Annotated in this window: 7 protein-coding genes; 5 read left to right on the top strand and 2 right to left on the bottom strand. The window is 60.3% G+C overall.

Annotation, left to right across the window (positions count from 1 at the left end):
• Nucleotides 1-44 precede the first annotated feature (44 nt).
• From OZX62_RS08320 to OZX62_RS08305, 4 genes are all read left to right on the top strand, one after another.
• Complete coding sequence (locus tag OZX62_RS08320; RefSeq protein ID WP_277175731.1) at nt 45-2,012, top strand: biotin carboxylase N-terminal domain-containing protein; 1,968 nt, start codon at nt 45-47, stop codon at nt 2,010-2,012.
• Nucleotides 2,012-3,619 (top strand): acyl-CoA carboxylase subunit beta, encoded by a 1,608-nt coding sequence (locus OZX62_RS08315; protein WP_277175730.1) that lies wholly within the window; start codon nt 2,012-2,014, stop codon nt 3,617-3,619. The genes OZX62_RS08320 and OZX62_RS08315 overlap by 1 nt, the downstream gene beginning before the upstream one ends.
• A 144-nt stretch (nt 3,620-3,763) precedes the next feature.
• Nucleotides 3,764-13,195 carry a type I polyketide synthase gene (locus OZX62_RS08310; RefSeq protein WP_277175729.1) on the top strand — a complete coding sequence of 3,144 codons (9,432 nt, stop codon included), beginning with the start codon at nt 3,764-3,766 and terminating at the stop codon, nt 13,193-13,195.
• A gap of 614 nt (nt 13,196-13,809) precedes the next feature.
• Nucleotides 13,810-16,464, top strand: a complete 2,655-nt coding sequence (locus OZX62_RS08305; RefSeq protein ID WP_277175728.1) for a BspA family leucine-rich repeat surface protein — start codon at nt 13,810-13,812, stop codon at nt 16,462-16,464.
• Nucleotides 16,465-16,652: 188 nt separating this feature from the next.
• Here the strand turns inward: OZX62_RS08305 and OZX62_RS08300 are convergent, their stop codons facing one another.
• Together OZX62_RS08300 and OZX62_RS08295 are read right to left on the bottom strand one after the other, a co-directional pair.
• Complete coding sequence (locus OZX62_RS08300) at nt 16,653-17,228, bottom strand: hypothetical protein (RefSeq protein ID WP_277175727.1); 576 nt, start codon at nt 17,226-17,228, stop codon at nt 16,653-16,655.
• A 2-nt stretch (nt 17,229-17,230) separates the two neighbouring features.
• Nucleotides 17,231-17,719: a LytTR family DNA-binding domain-containing protein gene (locus tag OZX62_RS08295; protein ID WP_277175726.1), complete on the bottom strand. Its 489-nt coding sequence runs from the start codon at nt 17,717-17,719 to the stop codon at nt 17,231-17,233.
• A 331-nt stretch (nt 17,720-18,050) separates the two neighbouring features.
• On the opposite strand from OZX62_RS08295, the gene OZX62_RS08290 reads away from it, so the two are divergent.
• Nucleotides 18,051-18,641 (top strand): hypothetical protein, encoded by a 591-nt coding sequence (locus tag OZX62_RS08290; protein WP_277175725.1) that lies wholly within the window; start codon nt 18,051-18,053, stop codon nt 18,639-18,641.
• Nucleotides 18,642-18,644: the final 3 nt, after the last annotated feature.

Genomic DNA, 18,644 nt, shown 5'->3' with positions numbered 1-18,644 from the left:
TTACGTGGTTTCATAGGTGGGGGATAGGCGATAGGTTGGAACCTATGGTCAAAAATGTCAATAAACTGCTGGTGGCGAACCGCGGCGAAATCGCGTTGAGGGTCATCCGCACGGCCCACGAAATGGGAATTCCGACCGTAGCGATTTACGCCGAGCAGGATAGAGATGCGCAATATGTGGAGATGGCCGACGAAGCCTATCTGCTGCATGGAGATTCCTACCGTTCCTACATGGACGAGGACTTGATTATCGACGTGCTGCACCGCAGCGGCGCGGACGCGGTTCACCCGGGATACGGCTATCTTTCCGAAATCGCTTCGTTCGCCGACAAGGTCATCAAAGCCGGCGCGACGTGGATTGGCCCGAGCCCGACGGCGCTGACCGACCTCGGCGACAAGATCACCGCCCGCCGTGTGGCCAAGCGCGCCCACGTTCCGCCGGTCCCGGGACTTTCCGAGCCGGTCAGCAACATGCGTGAGCTCCTGACCTTCGCTCAGATCAACGGTTACCCGGTGATGATGAAACGCACCGACGGCGGTGGCGGCAAGGGCATCACCCTGATCCACAACGACGACGAGCTGCGCAGTTTCTATATGAACCACGATGCGCTCGAAGGCGGCGACCTCAACGAATACTTCGTCGAGCTGTTCATCGACAGGGCGCGTCACGTCGAAACTCAGTCCGGCCGAGACAGCCACGGCAATTTCACTGTCTACTCCACGCGCGATTGCACCGTGCAGCGCCGCAACCAGAAGCTCATCGAGGAGGCTCCGGCCCCGTTCCTTACCGACGACGAGCGAGAACAGCTTGAGCGCTACTCCCGCAGCCTCTTTAGCGCCGTCGATTATGTCGGCCTGGGCACCTGCGAGTTCATGGTTACCGAGCAGCACAAGGTCTACTTCCTTGAGGTCAACCCGCGTCTGCAGGTCGAACACACGGTTTCCGAGCAGGTCTCCGGTCTTGATTTGGTGCGCGAGCAGATCAATATCGCCAACGGAGAGGAATTGACCAAGGCCCCGCAAAGTCATGGCCACGCCTTCGAGCTGCGTATCACCAGCGAGGATCCCGATAAGAACCTCACCCCGAGCGGCGGAACGCTGACGCGCCTTGATTGGCCCAGCGGCCCCGGCATCCGCATCGATTCCGGCGTGAAGGTCGGCGACGTGGTCTCTCCGAAGTTCGATTCGATGATGGGCAAGCTTGTTGTCACCGCGCAGGATCGGCCCACCGCCGTTGCCCGCGTGCGTCGTGCGCTCAAAGAGTTCAAGCTGGAAGGCGTGCCTACGCCGAAAACGCTGTTCGAGACGATTTTCAACGACCCGGAATTTACGGCTGAGGACCATCCCTTCTCCGTGTATACCAAGTGGCTTGAGCGCAAGTACTTGAACCGCAAGCCGAATACCGCTGGCAGTGGCCAGCCCGCCTCGCTTTCAGGCGGCGAAGAAAAGCCAAAGAAGCAGGAAACCGATTCCTTCGTCATCGAGGTCGATAACAAGCGTGTCAAACTCACCGTTCCGCGCGACATCGTCGACAACCTCACCGGTTCGGCCCGTGCCCGCGGTTCGCGCCGACCGACCCAGCCGCTGCGTGGTTCTTCCTCGGGAGCTGTCGAAGAGCGTGCGAAAGTCAATGACGGCAAGTCCGGTGTTATCGATTCCCCGATGCAGGCCATCGTCACCCGCGTCAATGTCGCCGAAGGGCAGAACGTCAACAAGGGCGACCTGCTGGCCGTGCTTGAGAGCATGAAAATGGAGAATTACGTCTACGCGCCTGTCAATGGCACCGTGCAGAAGATTTTCGTTGGCCCGTCCGATTCCGTGGATGCCGGAACAACATTGATGAAGATTGACGTGGACGGAGCTGCGAGCCGCGAGAAGTCCGGTGCGAATGACGCTTCGGATAATACGGATAACGCTGGTAACGACGGTAATAAGCCAGCCGATACCGCTTCTGCCGCAGGCGCCGCGCCTCCAACATCAGCCGCTGACACCGAGAAGGAAGGGGAGCGCTGATGACTGACATCATGACCACCACGGCCGTCGAAAAGGCCATGTCCAGCGACAAACCCCTCGACCAGCAGCCCATCCGCGCCTCCGTCGCCCGTGCCGCCGAACTGGCTCGCGACGCCGAAAACCACGCCCATGCCCGCCAAAGCGCCAAAGGCAAATTCACCGCCCGCGAGCGCCTCGACCTGCTCTTCGACACCGGCACTTTCCAAGAGATTGGCCGTTTCTCCGGCGGCAATATCAACAAGGGCATCGCCGGCTCGGCCGTCATCACCGGTTTCGGCGACGTCTACGGCCGCAAGGTCGCCGTCTACGCGCAGGACTTTTCCGTGCGCGGCGGCACGCTCGGCCATGCCGAAGGCGAGAAGATTTGCCACTTGATGGACATGGCGCTTGACCTGAAGATTCCGGTCGTCGCGTTGATCGATTCCGGCGGCGCCCGCATTCAGGAAGGCGTGGAAGCGCTGACCCAATACGGCCATATCTTCCAGAAGACCTGCGAGGCGAGTGGCTTCATCCCGCAGCTTTCGCTGATTCTCGGCCCCTGCGCGGGCGGCGCGGTTTATTGCCCGGCGCTCACCGACCTCATCATCATGACCCGCCAGAATTCCAACATGTTCGTCACCGGCCCCGATGTGGTCAAATCCGTGACCGGCGAGACGATTTCCATGGAGGATCTCGGCGGCGGCAAGGTGCACAACACCGTTTCAGGCGTGGCCCACTACCTCGGCGAGGACGAGGCCGACGCAATCGATTACGCGCGTACCGTGCTTGCCTACCTACCTTCCAGTTCAGATGCGCAGCCGCCGGTTTACGCCTACGCGGCCACCCGCGCCGACCGTTCCACGGCCGAGCGCCTGGGCACCATCGTTCCAGACAACGACCGCCAGCCCTACGACATCAACGAGGTCATCCGCTGCATCGTCGACTACGGCGAATTCGTGCAGGTGCAGGAGCTTTACGCCAAGTGCGCCGTGGTCGGCTTCGCCTGCATCGAAGGCCATCCGGTGGGCATTGTGGCGAACCAGCCCAACGAACAGGCCGGCATTTTGGACGTCGATTCCAGCGAGAAGATCGCCCGCTTCGTCCGTCTGTGCGATTCGTTCAACCTTCCGGTGGTCACCTTGGTTGACACCCCCGGCTACAAGCCCGGCAGCGATCAGGAGCACGCTGGCATCATCCGCCGTGGCGCCAAGGTCATCTACGCCTACGCCAACGCGCAGGTGCCGATGGTTTCGGTAGTCTTGCGCAAGGCCTTTGGCGGTGCTTACATCGTCATGGGTTCCAAGGCCATCGGCGCGGATGTCAATTATGCCTGGCCTTCCAGCCAGATTGCAGTGCTCGGTGCGGCCGGTGCGGTCAACATCATCCATCGCAAGGACCTGCACAAGGCCAAGGAGCGCCGTCAGGATGTCGAAGCGCTGCGTCAGCAATATATTTCCGAATACGAAAGCGAGACCTTGAACGCCAACCTTTCGCTGGAAACCGGCCAAATCGACGCGATGATCGACCCCGAGCAGACGCGCGAGGCCATCGCCGAATCCCTGCGGCTTTTGCGGGGTAAGAAACGCGTTCGCCGCACCAACAAACACCATGGAAATCAACCCATGTAACGTTTGAGCCAAAAGAGCGATTCCGCCGTGGGGCAGCTAAGATTGTCACCGGTTGCCTCGCGCCGGTTTCGCTCGACATTGATAATTTTAAGTTTTGTGTAATATCTGTATCCATGAGAATTTCAACCAAATATAAGGAAGATAATGACTGAAAACACCTTCTTCTTGAACCGCCTCAGCACCGAGCCCCACGCGCTCGTTTTCGGCGGCCAGTCCACGCCGTGGGTCAGCTCGCTTGCGGACGAATGCACCGACCCGACGCTCGCGGAAAAGCTCAAGGCGCACGCCGACGCTTCGTCCCGCCTGCTCTCGGCGGTCACCCCGGATCTCCTGGCCACGATGGGCGGCACGGTCGACCTCTTCGGCTTTACGGCTAACTCCGCCAAGCTCGGCCCTGCTGCGGACGCGGCGGCGAGCGTTCCGGGCATCGCCTTGGCTCAGCTGGGTGCGTTGATCGACGCGGAAGGCCTTGGCTATAGCGTTGCCACGGCCAAGCCGGTCGCTGTTCTCGGTCATTCCCAGGGCATCATCGCCGAGCATATGGTCGACGCCATCGAAGCCGCTGGCTCCATTGATGCGGCCAGCGACGCCATCGACGAAATCCTTGCCATCGCGCGCCTGATTGGTGCCGCAGGCACCCGCCAGTCCCGTCTGCTTCCTGTTTCCACGAAGTTCGGAGAGGCCACCCCGATGCTCTCCGTTCGCGGAGCCACCAAGCGCCAGATCGAGGTTCTGGTCGACCGCGTGGTCAAACCCCGTGGTCCGATTGCGTTTGCCGTCACCAACGCCACCGATAATTATGTCCTTTCAGGCCATCCCGAGGATCTTGCGGCCTTCGCCGTTGAGGTTGGCAAGGAGCATCGTCGTCAGGCCAAGTTGCGCGCCGACAAGGTTCGCGGCGGCGAGGTCTTCGATCCGATCCTCGAATATCTTGAGGTCACTGTTCCCTTCCATTCCCCGCTGATGGCCGAAGCCGTCGAGTCCACCGTCAAGTGGGCGCAGGCTTGCGGCCTGGACGCCGAACGCGCCCGCACGCTGGCCAGTGAAGTGCTGGTCAATCACGTTGATTGGGCCGCGCGTACCGACGCGTTGCTCAAGAGCAACGACCCCACCAAGCTGTGGATTGTGGACATGGGCCCGGGCAACACCGTCGGCAAGCTCGTCAGCGCTCTGGTGCAGGGCACCGGCGTCGGCGTGGTCGAGGCTGACAGTGAAGAGGCCCGCGCCGCGCTTTCCACGATGGAAGAAGACCCCGTCCGCACGCAGGATTGGCGCAAGTTCGCTCCGAAGGTGATCTCTACTCCCGCAGGCGACAAGATTCGCACCAAGTTCAGCGATCTGACCGGCAAGCCGCCGGTGCTGCTGGCCGGCATGACGCCGACCACCGTCAACGCGGACATCGTTTCCGCTGCCGCGAACGCCGGTTATTGGGTTGAAATGGCCGGTGGCGGCCAGGTGACCCCGGCCGTCTTTGACCGCAACGTTGCATCCCTCGACAAGCAGCTCGAAGAGGGCCGCACCATCGAGTTCAACGCCATGTTCATGGATCGTTATCTCTGGAACATGCAGTTCGGCCCTGCCGGCATCGTCGCCAAGAAGCGCGCCTCCGGCACCCCGATTGACGGCGTGGTGATTTCCGCCGGCATCCCCGAGCTCGACGAAGCCAAGCAGCTCGTCGCCTCGCTTAATGAGCAAGGCTTCCCGTATGTCGCCTTCAAGCCCGGCACCATCGATCAGATCCGCCAGGTCGTGCGCATCGCCAAGGCCGTCGCCCCGGTCTCCGTCATCATGGAGGTCGAAGGCGGAGCCGCTGGTGGCCACCATTCTTGGGAATCCCTCGACGTTCTTCTGATGGACACCTATGCCGATGTGCGTGCCTGCAGCAATCTCGTGCTGGTCGCCGGCGGCGGCATCGGCACTCCCGACCGCGCTGCCGACTACATTTCCGGCCAGTGGTCCCGCGTCTACGGCAAGCCAGATATGCCTGTCGACGGCGTCTTGATCGGCACCGCCGCGATGACGGCCAAGGAGGCCCATACCAACCCCGACGTCAAGCGCATGCTCGTCGCGACCCCCGGCATTTCGCCGAAGCCCGACGATTCCGACCCGTTCGCTCCTCTCGGCGAGAACTGGGTTCCGGCCGGTCAGGTCGCCAAGGGCGGCGTCGCCAGTGGCCTGAGCCATCTGCATGCCGATATCTACGAGCTCGAGAACGCCTCCGCCCGTTGCGGCCGCCTCCTGGTTCGCGTCATGAAGCACCCGGAAGAGCTGGAAAGCCGCCGCGGTGAGATCATCGAAGCACTCGACAAGACCTCACGCCCGTACTTCGGCGACCTCGACAAGATGACCTACGTCCAGTGGGCGCAGCGTTTCGCCGAACTGACCTTCCCGTGGGCCGACCCGACCTACGCCGACCGTTTCCTGCACCTCCTGCAGCGCGCCGAAGCCCGTGTCTGCGATCAGGAATCCGGCGAGTTCGCTTCGTTGTTCACCTCACGTGCCGACGTCGAAAACGACCCGCAGGCCGCCATCGATAAGCTGGAGCGCGCGTATCCGCGTGCCGCCGAGGTCACCGTGACCCCGACCGACGTGGCTTGGTTCCCGACGCTGATTCACGAGTATCACAAGCCGATGCCCTTCGTGCCGCAGATCGACAACGACCTGTTGCGCTGGTGGGGTCAGGATCAGCTTTGGCAGTCCGAAGATCCGCGTTATTCCGCCGATTCCGTGCGAGCCATCCCCGGTCCGATTTCCGTGGCAGGCATTACCACCATCGACGAGCCCGTCGGCTCCATCCTCGGTCGCTTCGAAGCCGCCGCGCTCGACCGCACCCGCGAGATCAACAGGGGAGTGGAGCCGCAGCCCGCTTACGCCGAGCTCGATGCCGCATCCACTGCTGAGGACTTCATTCGCAAGTCCCCGAACATCTCCTGGGTCGGCCACCTGATGACCAACCCCGCTTTCGGCACGCCGAACGGCGATAAGTATTACGAAATCCGTGAGGTGGGCCAAGAGAACGGCACCCAGATGTTCGATCTGGATATCCACCTCGACACCTTCTGGGACAATGATCCGGATGGCGGGCTTTCCAAGCACGCGGTGCGCGATATCGTCATCCCGCTCAACGTCCGTCCCTCCGAAACCGGGCTTTTCCCGGTGGTCGACCGCGAGCGTCTGCCCAAGCACGTCTACGCGATGCTCTCCGACACCGCCGGTATCGGCAACACCGCCATCACCGGTGACAAGCTCACCGCGATGCCGGAAATCGAAGAGATGAGCGACAAGGTCGCCTTCCCGTATGGCCAGGCGCACACCAGCTACACCCTTTCCGCCAATCTCGGTTACGATCACGAAGCCGCCACCGCCGGCAATATGCCCGGCTCCCTGAACGCCTCGCGCATCGCCCCCGACGCCTTGGTCGGCCCGGCTTGGCCTGCGATCTACACGGCGCTTGGCTCCGTGTACGTCCACGGTTATCCGGTCATCGAAGGCCTCCTGAACGCCGTCCACCTCGATCATCAGATGGAACTCGAGGTCACCGAGGATGAGCTTCTGACTCATACCGGCGAGAAGATCGACCTGACCAGCTGGGCCGACGCCTACGCCGAGTCTGCTTCCGGCCGTATCGTTACGATTCACGTCACCCACACCGCCATCGACGGCACCGTTCTGGCCCACGAGGTCGAGCGTTTCGCGGTTCGCGGCCGTTCCTATTCCGACGAGCTTCCAGCCGACGTTCCCGATTACGGCGACTACCTTTCCTATCGCAAGAGCCATAAGGGCGCTGGCACGCCGTTCGACGAGAACGAGGATAAGGGACTTGACCCGGTGGTCGCGACCCCGCGCCGCATGCTCCGTCGCGTCACGTTGACCGCCCCGAGCGAGATGACCGCGTTCGCCCGTACTTCCGGCGATTTCAACCCGATTCACACCTCGCATCGCGGTGCCGCGGTCTCCGGCCTGAAGGCCCCGCTGGTGCACGGCATGTGGCTCTCCGCCGCCGCCCAGCACGTGGTGCAGGCGCGTGACGACAAGGGTGCGCATTACGAGATTGTCGGCTGGACCTACAACATGTACGGCATGGTGCAGCTGGGCGACAAGGTCGAGATCAGCGTCGAGCGCATCGGCAAGCTGCGTCACGGCGGGATGACCCTCGAGGTCACCTGCCGCATCGACGGCAACATCGTCTCCCGTGGCACCGCCGCGGTTCGCGCCTCGCGTTCCGCCTACGTCTACCCGGGCCAGGGCATCCAGCAGCAGGGCATGGTTTTGGACGAGCGCGCCAAATCGGCCGCCGCCCGCGAGACCTGGGAGCGGGCCGACAAGGTCACCCGCGAAAAGCTCGGCTTCTCGATCCTCGCTATCGTGCGTGACAATCCGAAGACACTGACTGCCAACGGCGTGACCTACCATCACCCCGACGGTCTGCTCGACCTTACTCAGTTCACCCAGGTGGCGCTCGCCACAGTCGCCTATGCCCAGACCTCCCGCTTGCGCGAGGCCGGCAGCGACATCTGGCCCGCCTACTTCGCCGGCCATTCGCTGGGCGAGTACAACGCGCTGAGCTCCTTCGCCGGCATCATCCCCTTCGAGACGGTGCTTGAGCTGGTCTTCCAACGAGGGTCGGCGATGAACAGCCTCATCGAGCGTGACGAGCAAGGCCGTTCCAACTACCGCATGGCCGCTTTGCGCCCGAACCAGTTCGGCGTGGGCGACGACGGTGTGGATGACTACGTGAAGTCCGTGAGCGAAGCGAGCGGTGAGTTCCTGCAGATCGTCAACTACAACCTCTCGGGTGCTCAGTATGTCATCGCCGGAACCATCAAGGGCCTCGAGGCCCTGAAGGCCGATTCTGCACGCCGCGTCAAGGAATACGGCGGCAAGCCTGCACTCATGTATGTGCCCGGCATCGACGTGCCATTCCACTCCATGCTGCTGCGCAAGGGTGTGCCCGACTTCCGCAACAAGCTCGACACGCTGCTTCCTGCGCATATCGACTACCAGCGCTTGGTCGGCCGTTACATCCCGAATCTGGTTGCATCCCCGTTCGAGATGACCAAGGAATTCGCGCGTAAGATCGTCGCGGTCGTTCCGTCCACCCGCATCCAGGAAGCCCTCGACAACCCCGAGATTTGGGATTCCTACGCTGCCGATGAGCAGAAGCTTGGTCGCCTGCTCTTCACCGAGCTTCTGGCTTGGCAGTTTGCCTCCCCGGTTCGTTGGATCGAGACGCAGGCCATCATGTTCGGCGACCCGGCCCAAGGCGGCCTCGGCGTTGAGAACTATGTCGAAGTCGGCCTCGGCAACCAGCCGACGCTCGCCAACCTCGCCACCAAGACTTTGCGTCTGCCTGACTTCTCGGGCAGCGAGGTTGCGGTCTACAACCTGGGTCGCGACGAGCAGCGCGTCTATATGACCGATTCGGATAGCCTCGTCCCCGAAACGGACGATGATACCGAAGAGGCATCGGCCTCGGCTCAACCAACCGCTGCGGCTTCGGCCCCAGCTGCACAAGCTGCAGCCGCTCCTGCTGCTTCGGCACCGGCAGCGCAGTCCGCCGCTCCTGCAGCTCCGGCTGCACCTGTCGCCGCTTCCGGTGAACGTCCGGCTGATCTGCCCTTCAAGGCATCCGACGGCATCGAGATGCTTCTGGCTTATGCAGCCAAGGTGCGCCCCGATCAGATCGGCGACAGTGATACCACCGATACCCTGACCAACGGCGTCTCCTCACGCCGTAACCAGCTGTTGATGGACATCAGCTCCGAGCTTGGCGTGGCATCGGTCGACGGCGCCGCCGAGGCGTCAATCACCGACCTTTACGCTTTGGTCAACAAGGTGGCTCCGAACTACAAGCCGTTCGGCCCGGTGCTTTCCGACATCGTGCGTGACCGTATCCGCGGCCTCTTCGGCGCTTCCGGCGTCAAGCAGGCTCAGGTCGTCAAGCGCGTCACCGACACCTGGCAGCTTGGTCAGGGCTGGGCTGATTATGTGCTTGGCACGCTGGTCCTTGAAACCCGTGAAGGCACGTCTTCGCGCGGTGATGATCTCGCCAGCCTCAGCACTGCCCAGGTCTCCAATGCCAACGACGCCAACGCGCTTATCGATGCGGCCGTGCAGAAGGTCGCCGCCGATCACGGCGTTGCCGTGGCGCTTCCGAGCGCCGGTGGTGCCGGCGGTTCAGTGGTCGATTCCGCGGCGCTCGATGCCTTTGCGGAAAAGGTCACCGGTGCCGACGGTGTGCTCGCCAAGACCGCACGTTTCGTGCTCGATGAGCTTGACATCAAGGCTCCTGTTCCCGATGAAGATGAGGACGAGGATGCCGCTGTGGTCGAAGCCGTAGAGGCCGAGCTTGGCAGCGACTGGGTCGATCAGGTCGCCCCGCGCTTCGACGAGCGCAAGGCCCTCCTGCTCGACGACCGTTGGGCCACCGCTCGCGAGGATCTCGCCCGTCTTTATTACAACCACGACCAGAAGGTCTCCAAGCTGAGCTTTATCGGCGCAGGCCATGAGGTCGCCGACCAGGCTACTTGGTTCGCTTCCAAGGCTTCAATGGATGGCGACACGATTCTGGCCTCCACCTTCAACCGCATCGCGGTCGAGGCTCGTAGCAATGCCAAAAACGATGCGAAGGCGTCCCGCTTTGCCGGCGACGTCGCCGTGGTCACCGGCGTGGCTCCGAACTCCATCGCAGGCCAGATCGTCGAAGGCCTTTTGGCTGGCGGCGCGACGGTTATCGCGACTTCCTTCAACTTCACGCAGCCGGTACGTGCGTGGGCCGAGCAGGTCTATCGCGAGTACGCGGTCGGCGATGCCAAACTCTGGGTGGTTCCGGCCAACCTTTCCAGCTATCGTGACGTCGATGCCTTTGTCAAGTGGGTCGGCGGCGTAAGCAAGAAGACCACCGGCGCCACCACCACGATCCTGAAGCCGGCCTACGAGCCGAGCCTCTTCTTCCCGTTCGCGGCACCTCCGGTGCACGGCACCATGTCCGATTCCGGCCAGCTCTTCGAGTCGCAGGCTCGCCTGATGCTCTGGGGCGTCGAGCGCGCAATCACCGGCTTTGCGGCCATCGGCGGCGACACCGACGTGCAGCACAAGCTCCACGTCATCCTGCCTGGCTCCCCGAACCGCGGCGTTTTCGGCGGCGACGGCGCGTACGGCGAGGTCAAGGCCTCGTTCGACGCCATCGTCAACCGTGCCCGCGCCGAAAAGGATTGGTCCGGCCGCGTCACTTTCGCCCATCCGCTGATCGGTTGGGTGCGTGGCACCGGCCTGATGGGCGGCAATGACCCGCTGGTCGATGTGGTCGAACGTCACGGCATCCGCACCTATTCCACCGCCGAGATCGCGCAGCAATTGCTCAACCTGGCCGACGCCAGCGCCCGCAAACAGGCCGAGAAGGCCCCGCTTCGCGCTGATCTGACCGGTGGTTTGGGCAACGAGCCCATCGATATCTCTGCGCTTCGTGCCGAAGCCGAGGCCGACAAGGCCAATTCTGCTGCGGCAAACGCAGATGAGAATACGCAAGCCGACAGCTCCAGCAACAATTCCGGCAAGGCGACGCTTATCAAGGCGCTGCCCACCCCGAACCCGCCGCGTCAGGCCGAGGTCAACCTCGCCGACTGGCGTAACGTCACCGTCAAGCCCGAAGACGAAATCGTCATCGTCTCCATTGGCGAGCTGGGTCCGTGGGGCTCCGGCCGCACCCGCAGCGAGGCCGAGCTGGGCATCCATCCCGACGGCAGCGTCGATCTGTCCGCAGGAGCGGTGCTCGAGCTGGCTTGGAACATGGGCTTGGTCACTTGGCAGGACAGCCCGAACGCCGGCTGGTACGACACCGACGGCAACCTCGTGCCCGAAGAGGACATCGCCGAGCGCTATCACGACGAGGTCGTAGCCCGCTCCGGCCTGCGTCCCTTCGACAACGGCATGGGCAGCGGCGACTATCAGGACGGCACCGCCAGTGGCGAGGTGGAGATCTACCTCGACCACGAGGTCACCTTCAGCGTGCCCACCGAAGAGATCGCCCAGCAGTATGTCATCATGGACGCCGAGCATACGCAGATCGTGCAGGACGAGGAGTCCGGCGAGTGGAGCGTCACCCGCCAGCCCGGTTCGATGATCCGCGTGCCCAAGCGCTTCGCGATGACCCGCACCGTCGGCGGCCAGTTCCCGCAAGGCTTCGACCCGGTCAAGTGGGGCATCCCCGCTTCCATGGTCGGCGAGGTCGACGAGATCGCGCTTTGGAACATCGTCACCACCGTTGACGCTTACCTCTCGGCCGGCTTCAGCCCTTCAGAGGTCTTGCAGACGATTCATCCCTCGATGGTCGCCTCCACGCAGGGCACCGGTTTCGGTGGCATGGCCAGCATGCGCAAGCTTTATCTCGACCGCTTCCTCGGCCATGAGATTCCGACCGACATCCTGCAGGAAGCCCTGCCGAACGTCGTCGCCGCGCACGTCATGCAGTCCTACATCGGCGGCTACGGCAACATGGTTCAGCCGGTTTCGGCCTGCGCCACCGCCGCGGTTTCGTTGGAGGAGGGCGTTGACAAGATCGCCCTGCACAAGGCGGACTTCGTGGTCACCGGCGCGATCGACGACATTGGCGTGGATTCGGTGATCGGCTTCGGCAACATGGGTGCCACCGCCGATGCGAACGTGATGTACGGCAAGGGCATCTCCGACCGCTTCTTCTCCCGTTCCAACGACCGTCGCCGCGACGGCTTCGTGGAATCCGAGGGCGGCGGCACGATGCTCGTCACCCGTGGCGACATCGCGCTGAAGATGGGCCTGCCCGTCGCGGCCGTGGTCGGTTACGTCCACAGCTTCGCCGATGGCGCGCACACCTCGATCCCGGCTCCGGGCCTCGGCGCCCTTGCTGCGGCTCAGGGTGGTAAGGATTCTCAGCTGGTCCGTCAGCTGGCACGTCTTGGCGTTGCCCCCGACGATATCGCCGTGGTCTCCAAGCACGACACGTCCACCAACGCCAACGATTCCAACGAATCCGAGCTGCACAACTCCATTCAGCACGCTATCGGCCGCAACGACGGCAACCCGCTGTTCGTCATTTCCCAGAAGAGCCTGACCGGCCATGCTATGGGCGGCGCCGCGATCTTCCAGATCGATGGCCTGACCCAGCTCTTCAAGTCCGGCGTCATCCCGGCCAACGCGGCTTTGGACTGCGTCGACCCGAAGATGCGCAAGGACGACCATATGGTCTGGCTTCGCAAGCCGCTCAACATCGGCTCCGTCAAAGCCGGCCTGGTCACCTCGCTCGGCTTCGGCCATGTCTCCGGCTTCGTCGCCCTCGTCAACCCCGGCGCCTTCGAGGCTTCGGTAGCCAACGAGTACGGCCAGGACGCGCTCGACAAGTGGCGCAAGCGCGCCAACGAGCGTCTGGCCCGCGGCGAGCGTCGCCGCCTGATGGGCATGATGGGCGAGGCCCCGCTCTACGAAGAGATCGACAACCGTCGCTTCCATGAGGATACGAAGGTCTACGATTCCCACGAGGCCGAAAAGGCGATGCTCCTCAACCCGGACGCCCGCCTCGGCTCCGACGGTTACTTCGCGTAACCGATAACTCAAGCAAACAAGAGATTCCGCCGCCTTCGGTAAACGAATGGTGACGAAAAGCCCGCCGCTGGTATGCAATCCAGCGGCGGGCTTCTTGTTGTTGTGGCCGGGAATTGCGAGGGTTGTCTCAAGAAAAGCAAAACCTCGAAGCGAGCAAGACAGCCATGGGCAGTTTGCAGAATTATCGATACGCAACCTTCCACCGACGAAAGTGTCGAGATGTATGCCTGATTGGGTTATGCTGTGAGAAAAATTATCCGATTTGATTTTCATGTCGAAGGTTTTTACAATTCTATTATGTTACCTTTTGTTAGTTATCATCGCATTATTAAGAAAAGACAGGGGTTCCGTAACTCTTACTCCGGCAAGGGTTGTAAGACGAGACATTAAATTTCAGTTCATTTTGTCGCGCTGAGATGGTTGGTTTTGTTGCTTTTGGTGCTTGGAAAATCGTCGAAAACCGGTTTTTTATAGAAACGTTTGTAGTAATGCATTGTTATACTAATAATTATTACTTCGGAATATTTTTGAGCTGTGTAATAGCGATGGATGAGGTTCGCCGGTTGGAATGGAAACGGCGGACGGCATAAACCGCAGGGAGAGGAAGAGAAGCAATGAAGTCTTGGAACAAAGCGATTGTCGGTATGCTTGCCGCAGCCGCGATGATTGCCGCGCCATTCGCCACAGCGTCCGCCAGCGAGGGCGAGTCGCAGTCCGCCGCTGCACCGTCCGCCCAAGGACTTGCGTCGTCTGATCCTTCGGCCGCGTCGGGCAATTCGGCAGCCGGTCAGGCCCAATCCGCAGGCCAAGGCGGCAGTGCGGCTCAGTCTGGTGCACAAGCTGGAAACGGGAATGCAGCGCCGTCGTCCGGTGCCGCCCAGCAAGGTTCCGCAGCCGCCGGCAAGGATACCTCAGGCGCCCCACAGCAAGGCAATGGTAGTGCGCAGCAAGGCAGCAGCAGCGCAGCGCAGTCGGAGACCAGCGAAACCGCGCAGTCCCCAGATCACAAGGCGCAGCCAGCCCCCGCCCCGAAAATTCCGCAAATACCTCAGGTTCCGCAGGTTCAGGACGACGCTTGCCGGGGCGGCGGCTCGTGGGGCATTTATGGTGACTCCAGAGACTCGACATATACGTTCCAGAAAGACTCCGAGGGCGCCTGTACGGTCTATATCCATGGGGGGATTTTCGGTTACTACAACGTCGCTCCGTACCGTGACAACGACATGGTGACCCACATCGTCTTTGACGCGCCTGTTACTCCCGCTCAGCCCGATCTTTCCTCTATGTTCGGCGATTTGCCGACCGTTACCAAAATCGAAGGCCTGCATTATATTTCAGGCGTTACGGGTGGGGCCATGATGTTTTATGGCGATCCCAACCTGGTGAGTGTCGATGCCTCCGGTTTCGATACATCGGGGATTAAGGATATGACGCAGATGTTTGGCGCGGATCCCAACCTGAAAACCGTCAATACCACCGGTTGGAACACGTCCAATACCACGAACATGACCAGCATGTTCCAAGGAGCTTTGAAGCTTCAGGAAGTCACCGGCATTAATGATTGGAATACTTCTCACGTGACCTCATTAAACAACACGTTCTCATCCACAGGCCTGGAGTCCTTGGATTTGTCCAATTGGAACACGGGCAAAGTTACAGACATGGAATTGACATTCAATCGTATGTTGAACCTGAAGAGCTTGAATATCTCCAACTGGAATGTCTCAAAAGTAGAGGCAATGAGTGCGATGTTCAGCTACGATGCGCAGCTGCAGAACATTGATGTGCATCGTTGGAACACGCCCGCGCTGCAAGATATGTCCTCGCTCTTCATTGGAGATGATTTGCTGACAACCCTCGATCTGTCGAATTGGTCCACGCATAATGTGACTGGTTATGTCACCGGTTCGACAGCATTTCCGAAGACGTTGAACAAGCTTATTCTCGGCAAGAAGACCCTGATGTACCCGGAGTACTTCAGCTACAATACCGAACCATCCGACGCCGGTGCCACCGACGGGAACGGCTACAGCGGTCATTGGACGAAGGACGACGACAGTTGGGCGAGTGATAGCAGGGGTGGAGACGATGAATCGTTCTCCGATATGACCCACGCTTCCTCATTTGCCGGCGGCACTTACGTCTGGCAGGAGTTCGCCGAAGTGAGCTTCGAAAGCAACGCTCCGAGCGATGCGAACCTCACCGGAACGACTGCCACCAAGCGTGTGGAAAAGGCTGACGCGACGCGTATCAGTATTCCGATTTCGCCTTCAGGGTTCTCATCTACCAAGTACAACTTCAAAGGCTGGAACACGGATCCGAGGGGTGTTGGTACGCAATACGTAGGGGGCCAGATAGCCAGTGGCTTCACCCGTAGTAATCACAGTCTCAAGCTCTATGCCCAGTGGGAGCTCAAGTCCCAGCCGCAGACGTCTCAGCATTACATCATTCGTTATATGGCGAATGCCCCTGAAGGCTCTACGGTCACCGGAACCGTTCCCGATGACAGCTTCGATGTCACTCCCTCTGCCGGAGTCGATCTGAACAATTATCCGCGTACGGTTGCTTGGAATAGCGATAATGGCAAGAAGGATGGTAAGCCTGGATATCAGATCACCGGCTATGCATTCACCTCTTGGCGTTCCGATCGTGGCGACTATAAGCCGGGAGACATCATCAAGGTGGCACCGGGCACGACTGTGCTCTACGCTCAGTGGCAGGCTTTCGCCCCTGCTCCCGGACCTGTTCCGGTGATTCCGCCTGCCCAGCCGAACCCGCTGGTTACCCCTGCGCCGAGGTTGCCAGCCGCTAGGACCCCGTTGCCAGCCCCGGCTCCCGCAGCGCGTGCGGCTGCCCCCGCCCCGAGCAATAACGGTGCTGCGCCCACAGCTACCGCCCCTGCCGCTCCAGTCGAGCAGCAGCCATTGCAGCAGCGCGCCCGTCCGAAGTGCATTCCCGAGGATGTCTATCGTAAGATACAGGCTGCCAAGCGCAAAAACAACAGCAACGGCACCCAGCCCGTCGACTTGACCGATACGAGCGATGACACGGCAGATGCCGAGGCTGCGGCTTGGAAGCTCTCCGACTATAACGGTCTGTCGCGTTGCGAGGTTGAGGCTTCGGCCCCGAGCGCCATGGTGCGTCACTTCAGCTTCTGGTGGCTGCTCCTCTTCCTCATTCCTCTCTTCCTGTTGCTCCTCGCCTACAGGAACGGTGGATACATCGTTGCGCGCCATCGTGATTTCGATTCCGCCACGATCAAGAAGTAGTTTCCAAAAGTAACCTGGATGGTGGTTAGCCGCCTGAAAGGTTGCGAAAGCAAAGTGCCTGTCACTGATTCGTTCGGTGACAGGCACTTTTGTTATCGAAGCTGAAGAAGAGCATTTACCGATTGCATGGCTAAGGTCATGCCTGCGTTTTCTCTACTTTTTGCCAGAGGGGTCAAAGAGCAGATTATTTATATTGAGTTCATCTGGTTTTCAGTACCAGCCTCACCAAGACTTTCACTGCTTTCGACGCCTTCGGCAGCATCGCTCGCACTGTCTTTGTAGGTTTTGGCCTTGAAAGCAGAGAGACGTGCATTCAGATGTTCGTTCATTCCTTCGGTGATCGCCCGCGAGTAAAGCAAGATTACCAGCCAGGCGCAGATATAAAGCACGACAAACAGGACGACAAAAACAAGCATTTCGTCGCTGAACAGATGAGACTTTCCGCCGTTGATATAGACCCACAGCACCGAAAGCGCCAGAGTGGAGAACCCTTGCAGCGGAATGATGATGGACCAAGACAGGTCGCTCCAGAACAGCGCCAACGTCAGCTCTCCCAAGAAGACGTCGATGATAAGCATCGTGCCCATGCTCATTCGACCGATGGGCATCCATCCGGGCAGGAACAGTTCGATGACGACCACCGTCAGCGCGCCGATCATCGGCCCCTTGATGGCGTAGTTCAAAATCATGGCGAACTTGGACTCATTGTGCGAAGGCCGCAGCAAAGTGCTGATGCTACCGGCTGGGCTGTGCAATTTTTTCATCGTTAGGCTCCAATCACTTCACGAAGACCCGGCACATAGCGTCGGCCGACGATTTCTTCCTTGCCGCCGTCGAGGCTTGCGCTCATATTGCCGGAATAGCTGAGTTTCAGGGAGCGCAGGTGGCGTATGTTGATCAGCACCTGGCGCGATATACGAACGAATTCGGAAGGCAGCCGCGTCATGAAATGGACGAGCGTGTCGTGGGTAGTCAGAGTGGTGATCAGTTGGCCTTTTCGGGTGGTGTTGTCTTGGTTGACAAGAATCTGGATGTTCAGCATCTCGCCGTCGACCTCCACGGCGACGATGGCGGCGGTCGGTATGATTTCGTAGCTGCCGTCGGTTTCAATGGCGATGGTGGTCATGTTGCGCCGTTGCAACGTCTTGATCGACTGCATCAGCTTAACGGTTTCCTCGGTTGCTTCGCTCGCTTCGACAATGACATTCACGCTGCCTTTAGGCAAATCAGGATTCGCGCGGAACGTGATGCTCATATGCGCCACCTAGTCTTTCTTCTGGTCAGTAGGAAGAATCAAGCCGCTTATGAAAGGGCATATGTTGTCAGACCAACACTTTCACAAGTACTGACTCTACAATAATACATATTATGTATGAATAGCTACACAATTTGTCGAAATAATCTTGTTTTCACCGCTTATTCAATACCGCTTAACCAACGAAACGTGTGATTGGCCTGAGACAGTTGCGTGGTCTTCCGGTGTACCGTGGTATCTTTATTTATGACATAGTTAGCAAGATCCTTGGCCTCGAAGCGTAAGCGAAGAGGGTCTGAATAAAGGAAAGTGAGCTAGTCGAGGGGAAACGATGAAGTCGTTGAAGAGGATTCTGATCGGTTTGTGCGTAGCAATGGCTATGGGTGTTGCGCCCGTCGCCGCGAACGCAGCCGTGGATTCCAACGCCGTCGACGCCTACCCGATTGTCGCTGCCGTTCAGGGTGATAGTTTGCACAACATTCCTTCGAATGGTGCCGTTTTGCAGGATAATCCTTCTCAGAATGTCACTTCGAAAGCCGCCACTTCGCAGCCTTCGCAACAGAATGCTCCCTCGCAGAACAATTCTGCGCAGAATACTTCTCCGCGCAGTGTCCCGGCCACCCCGGTTCCGGAAGGCCACAAGGTTCCCGTCACTCCTATCGAAGGCCCGAATGACGGCGATGCCGCGGGTGACAACGCGATTTGTGACCAGGACGAGCATATCGAGATCCAGCAATGCCTGACGGGCCAGGCTCGCAGCGCGATTTCCGCAGACACGGCCTTGCGTTTCAACTGGTCGGCGCTGGCGGTGTTCGCCATTGTCGTTTTCGTGATTTTGGCCATGACCTATCATCATGAGACCAGCAAAGACAAGCGCAATATGTATGCGCATCATTGCAACGGCCGGTTCGTGGTCAGCTAAGTA

The organism is Bifidobacterium sp. ESL0690, from assembly GCF_029392315.1.
GTDB lineage: Bacteria > Actinomycetota > Actinomycetes > Actinomycetales > Bifidobacteriaceae > Bifidobacterium.
Note: the sequence above shows the minus strand (reverse complement) of the source record. Positions and strands in the feature narration are given on the sequence as shown.